General features: G+C 65.7%; 15 protein-coding genes. 13 read left to right on the top strand and 2 right to left on the bottom strand.

The window, feature by feature from the left end; genetic code table 11:
• Positions 1 to 22 precede the first annotated feature (22 nt).
• The 11 genes from xylG (at position 23) to gabD (ending at position 11989) form a co-directional block, all read left to right on the top strand.
• The gene (xylG, locus tag OX462_RS27640) at positions 23 to 1594 is read left to right on the top strand and encodes a D-xylose ABC transporter ATP-binding protein (protein WP_070288885.1); all 1572 of its coding nucleotides are present in this window, start codon (positions 23 to 25) and stop codon (positions 1592 to 1594) included.
• Positions 1591 to 2733 (top strand): sugar ABC transporter permease, encoded by a 1143-nt coding sequence (locus OX462_RS27635; RefSeq protein ID WP_070218947.1) that lies wholly within the window; start codon positions 1591 to 1593, stop codon positions 2731 to 2733. Before xylG ends, OX462_RS27635 begins: the two co-directional genes overlap by 4 nt.
• Positions 2734 to 2765: 32 nt before the next feature.
• On the top strand, positions 2766 to 3965 hold the full coding sequence (locus OX462_RS27630) for a XylR family transcriptional regulator (protein WP_070218948.1): 1200 nt from the start codon (positions 2766 to 2768) through the stop codon (positions 3963 to 3965).
• Positions 3962 to 4729, top strand: a complete 768-nt coding sequence (locus OX462_RS27625; protein WP_409027471.1) for an aldose epimerase family protein — start codon at positions 3962 to 3964, stop codon at positions 4727 to 4729. The genes OX462_RS27630 and OX462_RS27625 overlap by 4 nt, the downstream gene beginning before the upstream one ends.
• Before the next feature lie 83 nt (positions 4730 to 4812).
• Positions 4813 to 5826, top strand: coding sequence for a 2-dehydro-3-deoxygalactonokinase (locus OX462_RS27620; RefSeq protein ID WP_409027470.1), 1014 nt, complete (start codon positions 4813 to 4815; stop codon positions 5824 to 5826).
• On the top strand, positions 5823 to 7553 hold the full coding sequence (gene araD / locus OX462_RS27615) for an L-arabinonate dehydratase (RefSeq protein ID WP_409027469.1): 1731 nt from the start codon (positions 5823 to 5825) through the stop codon (positions 7551 to 7553). The genes OX462_RS27620 and araD overlap by 4 nt, the downstream gene beginning before the upstream one ends.
• A gap of 14 nt (positions 7554 to 7567) precedes the next feature.
• Positions 7568 to 8461 carry an SMP-30/gluconolactonase/LRE family protein gene (locus OX462_RS27610; protein ID WP_070218952.1) on the top strand — a complete coding sequence of 298 codons (894 nt, stop codon included), beginning with the start codon at positions 7568 to 7570 and terminating at the stop codon, positions 8459 to 8461.
• 13 nt (positions 8462 to 8474) lie between these two features.
• Positions 8475 to 9128 (top strand): bifunctional 2-keto-4-hydroxyglutarate aldolase/2-keto-3-deoxy-6-phosphogluconate aldolase, encoded by a 654-nt coding sequence (locus OX462_RS27605; protein ID WP_409027468.1) that lies wholly within the window; start codon positions 8475 to 8477, stop codon positions 9126 to 9128.
• A 64-nt stretch (positions 9129 to 9192) separates the two neighbouring features.
• Positions 9193 to 9615 (top strand): CoA-binding protein, encoded by a 423-nt coding sequence (locus OX462_RS27600; RefSeq protein WP_409027467.1) that lies wholly within the window; start codon positions 9193 to 9195, stop codon positions 9613 to 9615.
• Positions 9612 to 10454, top strand: a complete 843-nt coding sequence (locus OX462_RS27595) for a PPK2 family polyphosphate kinase (RefSeq protein ID WP_121670809.1) — start codon at positions 9612 to 9614, stop codon at positions 10452 to 10454. The genes OX462_RS27600 and OX462_RS27595 overlap by 4 nt, the downstream gene beginning before the upstream one ends.
• Before the next feature lie 80 nt (positions 10455 to 10534).
• Entirely contained in the window at positions 10535 to 11989 is a 1455-nt protein-coding gene (gene gabD / locus OX462_RS27590; RefSeq protein ID WP_070218955.1) for an NADP-dependent succinate-semialdehyde dehydrogenase, read from the top strand.
• Positions 11990 to 11995: 6 nt separating this feature from the next.
• Here gabD and OX462_RS27585 read toward each other — a convergent pair whose 3' ends face one another.
• Positions 11996 to 13120 (bottom strand): extracellular catalytic domain type 2 short-chain-length polyhydroxyalkanoate depolymerase, encoded by a 1125-nt coding sequence (locus tag OX462_RS27585; RefSeq protein WP_070218956.1) that lies wholly within the window; start codon positions 13118 to 13120, stop codon positions 11996 to 11998.
• A gap of 175 nt (positions 13121 to 13295) precedes the next feature.
• On the opposite strand from OX462_RS27585, the gene OX462_RS27580 reads away from it, so the two are divergent.
• Positions 13296 to 13889: a glutathione peroxidase gene (locus OX462_RS27580; RefSeq protein WP_070219106.1), complete on the top strand. Its 594-nt coding sequence runs from the start codon at positions 13296 to 13298 to the stop codon at positions 13887 to 13889.
• 117 nt (positions 13890 to 14006) lie between these two features.
• A complete protein-coding gene (locus tag OX462_RS27575) occupies positions 14007 to 14366 on the top strand; it encodes a DUF1428 domain-containing protein (RefSeq protein ID WP_070313106.1) in 360 nt (119 codons plus the stop codon).
• A 164-nt stretch (positions 14367 to 14530) separates the two neighbouring features.
• Here OX462_RS27575 and pabB read toward each other — a convergent pair whose 3' ends face one another.
• Entirely contained in the window at positions 14531 to 16375 is a 1845-nt protein-coding gene (gene pabB / locus OX462_RS27570) for an aminodeoxychorismate synthase component I (RefSeq protein ID WP_409027466.1), read from the bottom strand.
• Positions 16376 to 16393 lie beyond the last annotated feature (18 nt).

Below are 16393 nucleotides of genomic sequence, written 5' to 3'. Positions count from 1 at the left end.
CGTATCCGCAACGAGAGTGAGCATGTCCGACTATCTGCTTGAAATGAAAGGCATCGTCAAACAGTTTGGCGGTGTCCGCGCGCTCGACGGCATCGACCTGCAGGTGCGGGCCGGCGAGTGCATCGGCTTGTGCGGCGAGAATGGCGCCGGCAAGTCGACCCTGATGAAGGTGCTGTCCGGTGTGTACCCGCACGGCACCTGGGATGGCGAGATCCTGTGGGATGGCCAGCCCCTGCGCGCGCAATCGATCCGCGACACGGAAGACGCGGGCATCATCATCATCCACCAGGAACTGATGCTGGTGCCGCAGCTGTCCGTGGCCGAGAATATCTTCATGGGCCGCGAGCTCACCCTGCCCGGCGGGCGCATGCATTACGCGGCCATGTACAAGCGCGCCGACGAGCTGCTGCGCGAACTGAAAATTCCCGAACTGAACGTAGCGCAACCCGTGATGAATTACGGCGGCGGCCACCAGCAGCTGGTGGAAATCGCCAAGGCGCTCAACAAGAATGCGCGATTGCTGATACTCGACGAGCCGTCGTCGTCGCTGACGGCCTCGGAAATCGCCGTGCTGCTCGATATCCTGCGCGCGCTGAAGGCCAAGGGCGTCACCTGCATCTACATTTCGCACAAGCTCGATGAAGTGGCGGCCATCTGCGACACCATCGTCGTCATCCGCGACGGCAAGCATATCGCCACCACGCCGATGGCGCAGATGAACGTCGAGCGCATCATCGCGCAAATGGTGGGCCGCGAAATGAGCCAGCTGTATCCGCAGCGTGCGCAGCCGGCACCTATCGGCGAAGTGCTGTTCGAGGCGCGCCACGTAAGCTGCATCGACGCCGACAACCCGCAGCGCAAGCGCGTCGACGATGTGTCGTTCACCCTGCGAAAGGGCGAGATCCTCGGCATCGCCGGCCTGGTGGGGGCGGGGCGCACGGAACTCGTCTCGGCCCTGTTCGGCGCCTACCAGGGGCCGTGCCAGGCCGAAGTGTGGCTCGATGGCCGCCGCATCGACACTTCGTCCCCGCAAAAGGCGATTGCCATGGGCCTGGCCATGGTGCCGGAAGACCGCAAGCATCACGGCATCGTGCCCGATCTCGACGTGGGGCAGAACATCACCCTGGCCGTGCTGGAGCAATTCGCGCGTGCCACGCGCATCGATGGCGAGGCGGAATTGACGGCCGTGCGCGGCGAGATCGCGCAGCTGGAACTGAAGGCGGCTAGCCCGTCGCTGCCCATTACGAGCCTGTCGGGCGGCAACCAGCAAAAGGCCGTGCTGGCCAAGATGCTGCTGACGCGCCCGCGCGTGCTGATCCTCGACGAGCCCACGCGCGGCGTCGACGTGGGCGCCAAATATGAAATCTACAAACTGATGCTGGCGCTGGCCGACCGGGGCGTGGCCATCATCATGGTCTCGTCGGAACTGGCTGAAGTGCTGGGCGTGTCCGACCGCGTGCTGGTGATGGGCGAAGGCCGCCTGCGCGGCGACTTTATCAACGATGGCCTGAGCCAGGAAACCGTGCTGGCGGCGGCGCTGGACCAGCGCCCGGCGCCCGCCGCCAACACCGCAAACAAGGAACCCGCAGCATGAAACCGCACAGTATCAAACAGCTGTTCACCCAATACAAGATGCTGGCCCTGCTGATCGCCGTGGCGCTGATCTGGGCCTTTTTTTCGTGGAAAACGGAGGGCAGCTTCCTCACGCCGCGCAACCTGTCGAATCTGCTGCGCCAGATGTCCGTCACCGGCATCCTCGCCTGCGGCATGGTGCTGGTGATTATCGCCGGCGAGATCGACCTGTCGATCGGCTCCCTGCTGGGGCTACTCGGCGGCATCGCCGCCGTGCTGGACGTCACGCAGCACTGGCCGCTGGCGCTGAACCTGATGGCGGTGCTGGGCTGCGGCCTGGTGATCGGCCTGCTCAATGGCTACCTGACGGCGTACCGGGGCATCCCGTCCTTCATCGTGGGACTGGGCGGCATGCTCGCGTATCGCGGCATCCTGCTGGGCATCACGGGCGGCATCACGATCGCGCCCGTCTCCGAGCCGATGGTCTACCTGGGACAGGGCTACCTGCCTGCGGTGCCCGGCATCGTGCTGGGCATCGGCCTGTTCCTGCTGGCCGCCTTCCTGACGTGGCGCGCGCGCGCCAGCCGCGCCCAGCATGGCTTGCCGCAGACGGCGCCCTGGGCCGACGGCCTGCGCCTGGCCGTCATCGGCGCCGTGCTGTATGCCTTCGTGCGGACCCTGAACGGTTATGAAGGCATTCCGCTGCCCGTGCTGCTGCTGCTGGCCTTGCTGGGGCTGTTCAGCTACATCACCAGCCAGACCGTGTTCGGCCGGCGCATCTACGCCGTCGGCAGCAATATGGAAGCGACGCGCCTGTCCGGCATCAATGTGAAAGCCGTCAAGCTGTGGATCTTCGGCATCATGGGCCTGATGTGCGCGCTCGCCGGCCTGATCAACACGGGCCGCCTGGCGGCCGGTTCGCCGTCCGCCGGCACCTTCAGCGAACTCGACGCCATTGCCGCCTGCTTCATCGGCGGCACCTCGATGCGCGGCGGCTCGGGCACCGTGTACGGCGCCCTGATCGGCGCGCTGGTCATGGCCAGCCTCGATAACGGCATGTCCATGCTGGACGTGGACACCTACTGGCAGATGATCGTGAAAGGCAGTATCCTCACCCTCGCCGTGTGGGTCGATGTCAGCACGCGAGCCGGACGCAGATAGCCGTGAAACGATCTGGCACGGGAGGAGACACCATGAAGATGCCGACCGCGCACCGGATCGCGCTGCTGTTTAACGGGAATAAGATCTACGACCGCGACATCATCGCGGGCATCGCCGCCTACCTGAACACCACGCGCGTGTCGTGGGACCTGTTCCTGGAAGAGGACTTCCGTTGCCGCCTGCCCGGCATCGAGCGCTGGCAGGGAGACGGCATCATCGCCGATTTCGACGATCCCGCCGTCTGCGCGGCGCTGGCGCACAGCCGCCTGCCCGTGGTGGCCGTGGGCGGCTCGTATGCGCGCGAGGACGATTACCCGGCCGGCATCCCGTACGTGGCGACCGATAATTTCAAGATCGTCAAGCTGGCCTATGAACACCTGGTGGAAGCGGGACTGAGCCGCTTTGCCTGTTTCAGCCTGCCCGAGGCCGATGTCAACCGCTGGGCTCAGGAACGCGAAACGGCATTTTGCGCCCTGATGGAGCGCGACCACATGCGCGCCGACGTGTACCGGGGCGTGGCCACCAGCGCGCCGTCTTGGGACGAGGCGGTGGAGCAGCAGATCGCCTGGCTCAACAGTCTGGAAAAACCCGTCGGCATCATCGCCGTGAGCGACGCGCGCGCGCGCCAGCTGCTGCAAGCGTGCATGCATGCGGGGATCGCCGTGCCGGAGCAAGTGGCCCTGATCGGCATCGACAACGACCCGCTGGCGCGCATGCTCACGCGCATTCCCTTGAGCTCCGTGATCCAGGGCACCGAGGAAATGGGCCGCACGGCCGCGCATTTGCTGCACCAGATGCTCAACGGCGCGCGCCTGTCCGGCACGCGCATCCTCGTGCCGCCGGCCGGCCTGAACGTGCTCGCGTCCACGCGCCACCAGCCCTTCCAGCATCCGCAGGTGATGCAGGCGCGCCACTTCATCCGCCAGTACGCCTGCCAGGGCATCAAGACGGAGCAGGTGGCCGATTACGTGGGCGTGTCGCGCTCCTCGCTCGAAGCGCACTTCCGCCACGAGCTGGGGCGCAGCGTGCACGACGAGATCCTGCATTTCAAGCTCGATGCGGCCAAGACCCTGCTGGCGCGCGGGCCAGGGCAGGTGGCCGAGGTGGCCGTGCGTTGCGGCTTTACCACGGTGCAGTACATGCACGCCGTCTTCAAGCGCGAACTCGGCTGCACGCCGCGCGAATTCCAGCAGCGCAGCCGGCCGCCGCCAGCCCCCGGGCAGGCGCCATGATGCATCTGCTGCGCAATGCGCGCGGCATGCGCGTGGCCATCGACGCGCACGACGCCAGCGTGCGGGCCTGGTGGGCGCCCGACCGCTATGGTCGCCTGGCCGACGTGCTGGGCGCGGCACCCTCTGCTGCGCACGCGTCCACGGGCTGGCGGTGCGACCCGCCGGACGACGGCCGCTTGCTGCTGCGCCTGGCGCACGACGGCCTGTCGGTGCGACTGGCCTACCGGCTTGACGACGATGGCAGCCTGCACCTCGACTGCGCCGCCACGGCCGATGCGGTTTCACGTTTTGCGCTTGCCGCGCCCCGCTTCAATCTGCAGGGCGGCCGCGCCGCAGTGGGAGACCATGTGCTGCGCCTGGCGGCGGACCGCTACTGGCCTGGCGGCCACTCTTGCAGCGCTCCGCTCGATGTGGCGGGCAGCGCGTTTGACTTCCGCCAGCCGGCGCCGCTCGCTTCGCGCCTGGCCTGGCCCGCGCTGGCGCAATCGGCGGGATTCCGGCATGACTTTTACTGGACGGGCAGCGGCCAGCTGCGCGAGGCGGCGCGGGTTGCCGACCCCGCTTCCGGCCGGGTCCTGCGTTTTTCCAGCACCCAGGACAGCTGTCATCTGTATTCCGATGCGCGCTGTTTTTCCCTGCTGGCGCAGGGCGTGCAATTGCAGCCGGGACAGGTGAGGCGGTTCCAGCTCGCCTACCGTTTGGGCGTGCAGGATATTGATGCGTTTGACATATCCGAACCGGTATCAATGATGTCAAATAAGTGATTGGTCAGATATGCGGGGCAGTTCTACCATGGGGTAGTTTTTCCCTCATTTATTTTTGCCCTTACCGACGCTGCGAACCTGCCATGAACATACTCACCATCGATGCCGGCACCACCAATACGCGTACCTTGCTGTGGCGCGCCGGCGCCGTCGTCGCCCAGGCGCAGCTGGAAACGGGCGTGCGCAATACCGCCATCGATGGCCATAACGGCGCGCTGAAACAAGCGCTGCGCGACACCATCGCCAGCGTGCTGGCCAGCGCCGGCATCGCGCCGTCGGCCGTGGACCTGGCGCTCGCTTCGGGCATGATCAGTTCGCCCATGGGCGTGCGGGAAGTGCCGCATTTGCCGGCGCCCGCCGGCCTGGCCCAGCTGGCGCAAGGCATGCAGGCGGTGGACTTGCCCGACGTGCTGGCGCAGCCCCTGTGGCTGATTCCCGGCGTGCGCAACCAGCATGGCGCCGTCGGCCTGCATAACGTCGAGGCGATGGACATGATGCGCGGCGAAGAGACGGAAGTCGTCGCGCTGCTCGAGCGCCTGCAGTTGCGCGGCGCGGCGACCCTGATCATGCCCGGCTCGCATACCAAATTGATCAGCGTGGACGAGCAGCGCCGCATCCTCGGCTGCAGCACCACCATCGCCGGGGAATTGCTGCAGGCGATCACGCAGCACACCCTGATCAAGCAATCGGTCGATGGCGGTTTTGCCCAGACCCTGGTGCCGAAAATGCTGCTGGCCGGCGCGGCCGCGGCGCAAAAAACGGGGCTGGCGCGCGCCTGCTTCAGCGTGCGCACCCTGGGCCAGTTCAGCGCCATCGAATGCAATGAGCGGGCCAATTTCCTGATGGGTGCCGTCCTCAGCGGCGACCTGCTGGCGCTGCGCAACAGCACCGCCATCCAGATGCGGCCCGATACGCCGCTCGTCATTACGGGCAAGCCCATGCTGCGCCAGGCGCTCGGGCTGCTGATCGAAGAACACGGATTTTTTTATGGCAAGCGCATCATCGTCGACGACCAGCAGCAAGACTATCTGGCCGGTCACGGTGCGCTGCTGATCGCCGCCGCGCGCGGCTTGATTTCCCCGCAGGAGACAGTATGAGCAGCAACAAGAACAAGCGTCCCTTGCGTTCGCAAGCGTGGTTTGGCGGCGACGACAAGGACAGTTTCATTCACCGCAGCTGGATGAAGAACCAGGGCTATCCCAGCGACGCTTTCGATGGCCGTCCCGTCATCGGCATCTGCAATACCTGGTCCGAACTGACGCCCTGCAATGGCCATTTCCGCGACCTGGCCGAGATGGTCAAGCGCGGCGTGCTCGAAGCGGGCGGCTTTCCCGTCGAATTTCCCGTCATGTCGCTGGGCGAGACGAATCTGCGCCCGACGGCCATGCTGTTCCGAAACCTGGCCAGCATGGATGTGGAGGAATCGATCCGCGCCAACCCCATCGACGGCGTGGTGCTGCTGACGGGCTGCGACAAGACCACCCCGGCCCTGCTGATGGGCGCGGCCAGCGTGGACTTGCCCACCATCGTGCTGTCGGGCGGCCCCATGTTGAACGGGAATTACCGGGGCAAGCCGATCGGTTCGGGCACGGACGTGTGGAAGTTTTCCGAAGACGTGCGCGCCGGGCGCATGACCTCAAACGAATTCAAGCAGGCCGAATCGTGCATGTCGCGCTCCGCCGGCCACTGCATGACCATGGGCACGGCATCGACCATGGCCAGCATGGTCGAGGCGCTGGGCGTGACCTTGCCCGGCAACGCGGCCATTCCCGCCGTCGATGCGCGCCGCAAGCTGCAGGCGCAGCTGACGGGCCGGCGCATCGTCGACATGGTGCATGAAGACCTGAAACTGTCGCAGATCCTCACGCGCGAAGCGTTTGAAAACGCCATCATGGTCAACGGCGCCATCGGCGGCTCGACCAATGCCGTGATCCATTTGCTGGCCATTGCCGGGCGCATCGGCGTGGACATGCGCCTGGGCGACTGGGACCGCCTGGGCCGCGACATTCCCTGTTTGCTCAACCTGATGCCGTCGGGCCAGTACCTGATGGAAGACTTTTACTATGCGGGCGGCCTGCCCGTGATCATCCGCGACCTGCTGGGCAAATTGCATGGCGGGGCGCTCACCGTCACGGGCGCCAGCATGGCCGTCAACGTGGCCGAGGCGGAAAATTTCAATCCCGAAGTGATCACGCCGCTGGCGCAGCCATTCAAGGACGAAGGCGGCATCGCCGTCCTGCAGGGCAACCTGGCCCCGCGCGGGGCCGTCATCAAGCCCTCGGCCGCGTCGCCCGAGCTGATGCAGCACCGTGGCCGCGCCGTCGTCTTCAACAGCATCGAGCATTACAAAAAGCGCGTCGACGATCCCGCGCTCGATATCGATGCCAGCTGCGTGATGGTGCTGCAAAATTGCGGCCCGCAGGGCTACCCTGGCATGGCCGAGGTGGGCAATATGGGATTGCCGAAAAAACTGCTGGAGCAGGGCGTGCGCGACATGGTGCGCATCTCGGACGCGCGCATGAGCGGCACGGCCTACGGCACGGTGGTGCTGCACGTGGCGCCGGAAGCGGCCGTGGGCGGGCCGCTGGCCCTGGTGCGCGACGGCGACATGATCGAGCTGGACGTGGCGGGACGGCGCTTGCACCTGGACGTCGACGAGGCCGAGCTGGCGCGCCGGCGCGCAGAATGGCGCGCCCCCGAGCCGGCCATGAAGGGCGGCTACCAGTCCATGTACATCAAGCACGTGACGCAGGCCGACGAAGGCGCGGATCTGGACTTCCTCGTCGGCTGCCGTGGTTCGGCAGTACCACGCGAATCTCACTGAAAGAAGGAACAGACATGGGGACACAGGCCCAATTACTGGTCGATGCGCAGAATTTCCTGGGCGAGGGTGTGCGCTGGTGCGAACGCAGCGGCCGCGTTTTCTGGACGAATATCGAAGGCTGCCAGCTGCATGCGCTGGTGCTGGCCACGGGGGAGCGCCAGCGCTGGGACATGCCCGAGCGCCTGGCCTGTTTCGCGCTGACGGACCGCGACGACATCCTGCTGCTGGGACTGGCCTCGCGCCTGGCGTGGTTTGACGCGTGCAGCGGGGCCGTCACGCCCTTGCATACGGTGGAGGGCGACCTGCCCATGACGCGCCTGAACGATGGCCGCTGCGACCGCCAGGGACGCTTTGTCTTCGGCACGCTCGATGAGCGCCCGTGCCGCGATGCGATCGCCAGCTTCTACCGCCTCAACCTGGACTTGAGCCTGGAACGGCTGCCGCTGCCGCAGATCGCCATCTCGAACAGCATCTGCTTCAGCGTCGATGGCACGGCCATGTATTTTTGCGATTCGATGAAGAAGGCGATCTACCGCTGGGATGATTACCTGGGCGGCGACGCCAGCCGGGTACGTGTGTTTGCCGTGCTCGATCCGGGGCCGGGCGCCGCCGACGGCGCCACCATCGATGCGGATGACCACTTGTGGAGCGCGCAGTGGGGCGCGGGCAGGGTCTTGCGCTTCGCGCCGGACGGCAGCGTCGAACGGGCGATAGCCTTGCCCGTCTCGCAGCCCAGCTGCGTCAGCCTGGGCGGCCCGCATTACGATGAATTGTTCGTCACGACGGCGCAGGAAAGCTTGACCCCGGTCCAGCTGGCGGGCGAACCGCTGGCCGGCGGATTGTTTCATGCGCGCCAGGTGGGCGTGCGCGGTTTGCCGGAAGTGCGCTTTGGCGCCCTGCCGGCCTGACAGGAGAGAGCCGATGCAAAAGCACATGGTTTTCAATGGCATCCTCGGGCGGGGCATGGTCGGCATCGTGCGCGCCAATTCGGCGCAGGCGGCCGTGCAGATCGCCGAGGCGTGCATCGCCGGCGGCATCACGGCGCTGGAAGTGGCGTTCACCACGCCCGATACCCTGGGCGTGCTGCGCACCTTGCGCGAACGCCATGGTCCTGACGTGCTGTTGGGCGCGGGCACGGTGCTCGATACGGAGACGGCGCGCGCCGCCATCCTGGCCGGCGCGCAGTTCATCATCTCGCCCGGCGTGAACGTGGAGACGATTACGCTGTGCCAGCGCTACCAGGTGCTGTCCATGCCGGGGGCGATGACGCCGACGGAGATCGTCACGGCCCTGCAGGCGGGCGCCGACATCGTCAAGGTCTTCCCCGCCGAGATGTTCGGCCCCGCCTATATCAAGGCCCTGCGCGCCCCGTTGCCGCAAGCGCCGCTGATGCCGACGGGCGGCGTGACGGTGGAGAACCTGCCGGAATGGTTTGCCAGCGGCGCCGTGGCCGTGGGCATCGGCAGCAGCCTCAGTGGCCCGGGCGCCACGGGAGATTACGCGGCCGTGACGGCGCGCGCGCAGGCTTTTGTCGCGCAGATGGCGGTCGTGCGTATGGCTAAGTCTTCTGGCTAGCTCCCGGCGGGACGGGAATCTGCTACGCTAGGCGGGCAATGTCGCACGCCTCATAGACCAGAATATGTCCAACATCGCCCGCATCCTGCAAGACAGCCGCATCATCGCCATCGTCGGCATGTCCGACAAGCCCGAACGCGCCAGCCACGAAGTGGCCGACTACCTGCTGCGGCATGGCTATCGCGTATTGCCCGTCAATCCGGCCCTGGCCGGGCGCGACGTGCTGGGCCAGCGCGCTTACGCCACCTTGACGCAGGCGGCGGCTGCCGTCGCGCCGGCGCGCATCGACATCGTCGACTGCTTCCGCAAGCCGGCAGATATCCTGCCCATCGCCGAGGAAGCCATCGCCGTCAAGGCGGGCTGCCTGTGGCTGCAGCTCGACGTCATCAATGAGGAGGCGGCGCAGCTGGCGCGGGCGGCGGGCCTGGACGTGGTGATGGACCATTGCACAAAAATCGAGCACCGCAAGCTGGCGGTGGCGGTATGAAGGCGCGCACGCAATTCCGGGCCGGCAAAGGTTTTGATCTGAACGAGGAATTCGCCGGCAAGCGCCTGCTGGGCGCGGCCACCAAGGCGGCCAACAAGAAGCTGACCCCAGCCCAGTGCAAGGCCCTGGACCGCGAGGAAACCGTGGCGTTGACGGCGCAGATCGCCGAGTGCCAGAGCATGCTGTACGCGCAGCACAAGAAGAAGGTGCTGCTGGTCCTGCAGGGCATGGACACCTCGGGCAAGGATGGCACGGTGAAGGCCATCTTCAGCAATATCAACCCGATGGGCATCCGCGCCGTGGCGTTCAAGGGCCCCACCGATATCGAACTGGCGCACGACTACCTGTGGCGCGTGCACCAGCACGTGCCCGTCAAGGGCGAGATCGCCATCTTCAACCGCAGCCATTACGAGGATGTGCTGATCACGCGCGTGCAGGACATGATCGACAAGGCCGAATGCCAGCGCCGCTACGCGCAGATCCGCGATTTCGAGCGCATGCTGAGCGAGACGGGCACCGTCATCCTGAAAGTCTTCCTGCATATTTCGAAAGACGAGCAGCGGGGACGGCTGCAGGAGCGGCTCGACGATCCCGACCGCCAGTGGAAGTTCGATCCCAACGATATCGCCCAGCGCAAGAAGTGGGATGGCTACCAGCGCGCCTATGAAACGGCAATCCGCGAGACCGATGCCGACCACGCGCCGTGGTATGTGGTGCCGTCGAATTCCAAGACGCAGCGCAACCTGGTGGTGGCGTCCCTGCTGCTGGAAACGCTGCAGGCCATGAAGCTCGAATACCCGGCGCCGGACCCGAAACTGTCGTCTTTCAAGGTCGAGTAGTTCCGCCCATCGCCTGCGGAATCGGCCGCGCTGTGGCATAGTATCCCTCGTCGATAATTCAAACCAGACCGGAGATCCATATGCTGCAGTTGAAAGATCCTACCTTGTTGCGTCACCAGGCTTACGTGAATGGAGCCTGGGCGGATGCCGATGGTGGCCAGACGATTAATGTGAGCAATCCCGCCACCGGCGAGCATATCGGCACGGTGCCCCTGATGGGCGCAGCCGAGACGCGCCGCGCCATCGAGGCGGCCAATGCCGCCTGGCCCGCCTGGCGCAAGAAGACGGCCAAGGAGCGCGCGGCCGTGCTGCGCCGCTGGCATGACCTGATCCTGGAAAACGCCGACGACCTGGCGCTGATCATGACCACCGAGCAGGGCAAGCCCTTGCCGGAAGCGAAGGGCGAAGTGCAGTTCGGCGCCTCGTTCATCGAGTGGTTTGCCGAAGAAGGCAAGCGCGTTGCAGGCGATACCCTGCAATCGCCGTGGCCGGACCGCCGCCTGGTCATCACCAAGGAGCCGATCGGCGTGTGCGCCGCCATCACGCCGTGGAATTTCCCCGCCGCCATGATCACCCGCAAGGTCGGCCCGGCCCTGGCCGCCGGCTGCCCGATGGTCTTGAAACCGGCCGAAGCGACGCCGTTTTCCGCGCTGGCGCTGGCGGTGCTGGCTGAGCGCGCGGGCGTGCCTGCGGGCGTGTTCAGCATCGTCACGGGCGCGCCGAAAGACATCGGCGGCGAAATGACGTCGAACCCCATCGTGCGCAAGCTGACGTTTACGGGTTCCACGCAAGTGGGCCGTTTGCTGGCGGAACAGTGCGCGCCGACGATCAAGAAACTGTCGCTGGAACTGGGCGGCAATGCGCCGTTCATCGTCTTCGACGACGCCGACCTGGATGCGGCAGTGGAAGGCGCCATCGCCTCGAAATACCGCAATGCGGGCCAGACCTGCGTGTGCGCCAACCGCCTGTACGTGCAGGACAGCGTGTATGACGCGTTTGCCGACAAGCTGGTGGCCGCCGTGGCCAAGCTGAAAGTCGGCAATGGCATCGAGGCGGGCGTCACGCAAGGCCCGCTGATCGATGCCAAGGCCGTCGCCAAGGTGGAAGAGCACGTGGCCGACGCGCTGGGCAAGGGCGGCCGCCTGTTGGCCGGCGGCAAGCGCCATGCGCTGGGCAACGGCTTCTTCGAGCCGACCATCATCGCCGACGTGACGAATGACATGCGCGTGGCCACCGAGGAAACCTTCGGCCCGCTGGCGCCCCTGTTCCGCTTCAAGACGGACGATGAAGTCATCGCCCTGGCCAACAACACGGAATTCGGCCTGGCCGCCTACTTCTATTCGCGCGACATCGGCCGCATCTGGCGCGTGGCAGAAGGCCTGGAAACGGGCATGGTCGGCGTCAACACGGGCCTGATCTCGAACGAGATCGCCCCCTTCGGCGGCGTCAAGCAATCGGGCCTGGGCCGTGAAGGATCGACCTACGGTATCGAAGACTATCTCGTTATCAAATACATCTGCATGGGCGGGATCTAAGGCCGCTTAACGCGAGCCGCGGCGCGCGGCGAGGCGGTCCAGCATGCCCTTGACCGCTTCCATCTGCGTGCCGCTCTTGCGGTAGAAATCCGGGTCGATCGGGTTGATGCTGGTGTAGCCCCAGAAATCCCAGCAGCCTTTCGGGTTGTACGGATAGACGGGGCTCGGTTCGGCCTGCGGATACAGCACGATGATCTTGTTGGCGTCCGCCACCTGGTTGTAGCCGGTGCTGGTATAGAAACGGTCGCCGATCGCCTGCGTCGTTTGCAGGCAGCCGTGGAACACCACGTGCACGCGGCAGCTCTCGCTGTCGCACGCTTTCGGGATGTAGGCGTAGCCCGTATTGTTCATGCTCGAATACGCGTTCTGGATGAAGCTGCGCTGGTTGAAGGCGATCAGCTTGCCCGTCAGGGTGGTCGACGACGGTTGCAGGTCCGGGTACAGGTGCTGCAGGATGTCGCGCGCCTGGACGTAGTCGCAGTCGTTGATGAACGGCGACTCCGTCACGGCGCACGGCTTGTCCTGATTGCTGTCGGTCAAGATGGCGTGGCCCGCGCCTAGCGTGTCGACGAAGCGGATCTGCGCCGCCGGCGTGCCTGCCAGTTGATAGAATTTCCCCACCTGTTCCACCACCGGCCGCGTCACGGTCTGGTCTTTCGTTCCGCTGAACAGATACACGCGCTGGCGTTTCAGGTTGGCCGTGTCATCGATGAGACGTTCGCGCGCAAAATCGTTCGCCGCGCGCAGCAATTCGCTGGCGACGGGCGGCGCCACTTGCGCGCTGCCCGGATTCATGCAGGTGGTCAGGGCATTCGTCAGGTAGGGAATATACGGGAAGCGGCCCGGCTGGCCCGAGCAGAAATACGGGCCGCCCGCGATGATGCCGGCGCCGGCGACGGTGGCCGAGTAGGCGACGGCAAACTGCGCCGCCATGAAGCCGCCCGAAGACAGGCCGGACACTGTGGTCTGGCTCAGATCGGCCTGGTAGCCGGGCAGGGCGGGGGCGTCCTTTGTTGCGGCGGGTTTGACGGCTTTGGCCGTCGTGGCGGCGTGCGTGCTGGCTGGCGCCAGGATGAGCAGGCTGGCGGCGAGCAGGGCGGTGGGTAATGCGGTCAGGTGCGGGTAGGGCATGGCAACTCCACAAGGCAGGGACAGGAAGGCCGAGCATAGGTAAAAAAACTGTGCGCTGGGCAAGTACTGCACCGTCGTTGATGTCGCTCAAGCTATCGCTGTTGTTGTCCGTCTTGTACGCGCGCGCGGCGTTTGACATAGAATGGTTTTTTTTCGTTCAACCATGGTGCCCCTCATGTCCAAGACCCTTGCCCAGCTGTTTGCGCTCACCACCCTTGCCGCCGGCGCCAGCCTGGCCATGCCGGCCCATGCCGCCGAAACCGCGCCAGCTGCCATAGCTCCGGCCGCCTGCCCCGCCATCCTCAAGCAGACCTTCAACCGCCTGCAGGATGAAGCGCCGCAAAACCTGTGCCAGTACGCAGGCAAGGTCGTGCTGGTGGTCAATACGGCCAGTTATTGCGGTTTTACCAATCAATATGAAGGGCTTGAGGCGCTGTACGCCAAGTACGGCAGCAAGGGCCTGGTGGTGCTGGGTTTCCCGTCGAACGATTTCGGCAAGCAGGAGCCGGGCAACAGCAAGGAAATCGCCGATTTCTGCTACAACACCTATGGCGTGAAGTTCCCCATGTTTTCGAAGTCCGTCGTCTCCGGCCCCAATCCGAACCCGCTGTATGTGGACCTGATCAAGCAGACGGGCAAGACCCCGGCCTGGAATTTCCACAAATACCTGATCGACCGCCACGGTAAAGTGGTGGAAAGCTTCCCCAGCAAGGTGACGCCGGACGACAAGAAACTCGTTGGCGCGGTGGAAAAAGCGCTGGCGATGTAAATTGCAGATACACAAGCAGGCTTGAACGCCTGCTTTTTTTTTTAATGCCGTGCTTGTCGTCTTGCCATCATTATCCTAAGCTGGTTGTTCGCGTTTGTCACAACAAAGGAGATCATCATGGCATATGTCGATGGATTTGTGGTGCCCGTACCGAAAGCCAAGCTCGATGCTTACCTGGCCATGTCGCGCAGTTGCGGCGCCGTCTGGCGCGAATATGGCGCGCTGGAATTTCGCGAGTGCGTGGGTGACGATGTCAAGCCGGGCAAGCTGACTTCGTTCCCGCAGGCGGTGGACTTGCAGGATGGCGAAGTGGTGGTGTTTTCATGGATCGTGTATGAGTCGCGCGCCAAGCGCGATGAAATCAACGACAAGGTCATGAAAGACCCGCGCCTGGCCGAGATGATGGACCCGGCCAAGCTGCCGTTCGATGGCAAGCGGATGATCTACGGCGGCTACGAGATGCAGGTTGACCTCTAGCGGCTGAAACAGTCCATGGCGGCGTTGCAGTGCCTCGTCGTGCAGTTCGCACTGCCTTCGGCAATGCGCCTTGCCCTGAACTGTTTCAGGAGTCCATGGCGGCGTTGCAATGCCTCGTCGTGCAGTTGCACTGCCTTCGGCAATGCGCCTTGCCCTGAACGGTTTCAGGCGCTAGCGATAAGATGTGCCGGCATCGCCCCGCGCAGCGCATTGCACACGACGATGGCCTCGGCCCGCGCCAGCATGGCCCGCGTGATGATGGTTTCCTGCGCGTTCCAGGCGGGATCGGCCAGCATGGCTGCGCGCTGCACGCCGGGCAGCAGGCCGCAGGACAGGGGCGGCGTATGCCAGCGGCCATCGAGCAGGACGAAGACATTGCTGCGTCCGCCCTCCGTCAGCTCGCCCCGCTCGTTAAAGAACAGCATGTCGAAGCCCCCTTGCGCCTCGGCCGCGCGCCACGCTGCGTCATAGGGCGCGCGCACGCTGCTCTTGTGGCGCAGGAACAGGTCGTCGGCATTCGTGGCGTCGGGCGCCAGCAGGATGTTGACCGTCTCCGGCAAGGGCGACAGGGCACCGCTTTGCGTCGTAAACTGGCCGTCCTGGCGCAGCGCCAGGCGCAGGCGGAAGGGCGCATCGTCGGGCCGCGCGGCGCAGGCGGCCTGCAGCGCGGCGCGGGCCGCGTCCGCATCCCAGGCAAAACCGAAGTAGGCGCAGGAGGCGGCCAGGCGCGCCAGGTGGCGCTCCTGCTGGCGGCAGCCGCCGGCGCGGCTCGCGTGCAGGGTCTCGAACAGTTCGAAGTCGTTGCTCAGCCCCGTCAGGAAGCGGGCCTTGAGCTGGCATTCCGCAAATTCCTCGTGCGGGTCGCTGTCCAGGACGATGCCGGCGCCCACGCCCATTTCGCCGCGCCGCAGGCCGCCAGGGCCAGCCGGCTGCAGGGCCAGGGTGCGGATCGGCACGGACATGCAGAAGTCGCCCACGGCGTGAGCACTACCGGCGCTTGGCGGATCGAACCAGCCGATGGCGCCCGTGTAGATGCCGCGCGGCGCCGGCTCCAGTTCGGCGATGATCTCCATGGTGCGGCGCTTGGGCGCGCCCGTGATCGAGCCGCACGGATACAAGGCCTGGAAGATGTCGGCCAGGCTGGCATCGTCGCGCAAACGCGCCTGCACGGTGGACGTCATCTGCAGCACGCTGCTGTAGCGCGTCACCTGGAACAGGGCCGGCACCTTGACGGAGCCCGTGGCGGCGATGCGGCCGATGTCGTTGCGCAGCAGGTCGACGATCATCAGGTTTTCCGCGCGGTTCTTCGGGTCGCTGGCCAGGACGGCCGCGCGGCGCGCGTTCTCGTCCGTTTGTTCAGGCGGGGCGGCCGGCGCCGTGCCTTTCATGGGGCGCGCCGTCAGCTCGCCCTGCGCATGGCGCACGAACAGTTCCGGCGACAGCGACAGCAGGGCGCCGCCATCGGGCAGCATCACCAGCGCGCCATACGGCACGAGCTGGCGGGCGCGCAGCCGCGCATACAGGGCCAGAGGCGAGCCGAAGGCGTCGAAGCGCAGCCGATACGTATAGTTGACCTGATAGGTGTCGCCGGCCACGATGTAGTCGTGGATGCGCCCCAGCGCGCGCGTGAATTCGGCCTGATCCACGTTGGCGCGGATGCCGGCGATGCCGGCCGGCGTTTGCGCCGCCGGCGTACGAGCGGCCAGCCACTGCAGCACCTCGTCCTGCGACAGCTGGGTGCAATGTTCGAAGACGAGCACCTGCGCCAGCGGCGGCGCGCCGGGATCCGCCGCGCGCGGCGGCATGGCCAGCAAGTGCGCGCCCAGCTCGTAGCTGCACACGCTGACGGCATACTGGCCGCGTTCCAAGGCCGCTTGCAGCCCTTCGAGCAGGGCCGGCCACTGTTCCCCCTCGCTGCACCGCAAGGCCGCCGTCAGGCCCGTGTACAGGCGCGATGCGGCGCCGGGCGTGCTGGCGTCGTCGAGCAGGGCGAAACAGTCGGTATGCATGGGGACAGCCGCGGCGGT

Source organism: Janthinobacterium aestuarii (assembly GCF_046113285.1).
Lineage (GTDB): Bacteria > Pseudomonadota > Gammaproteobacteria > Burkholderiales > Burkholderiaceae_D > Janthinobacterium.
This window is presented reverse-complemented; position numbering and strand designations above follow the sequence as displayed.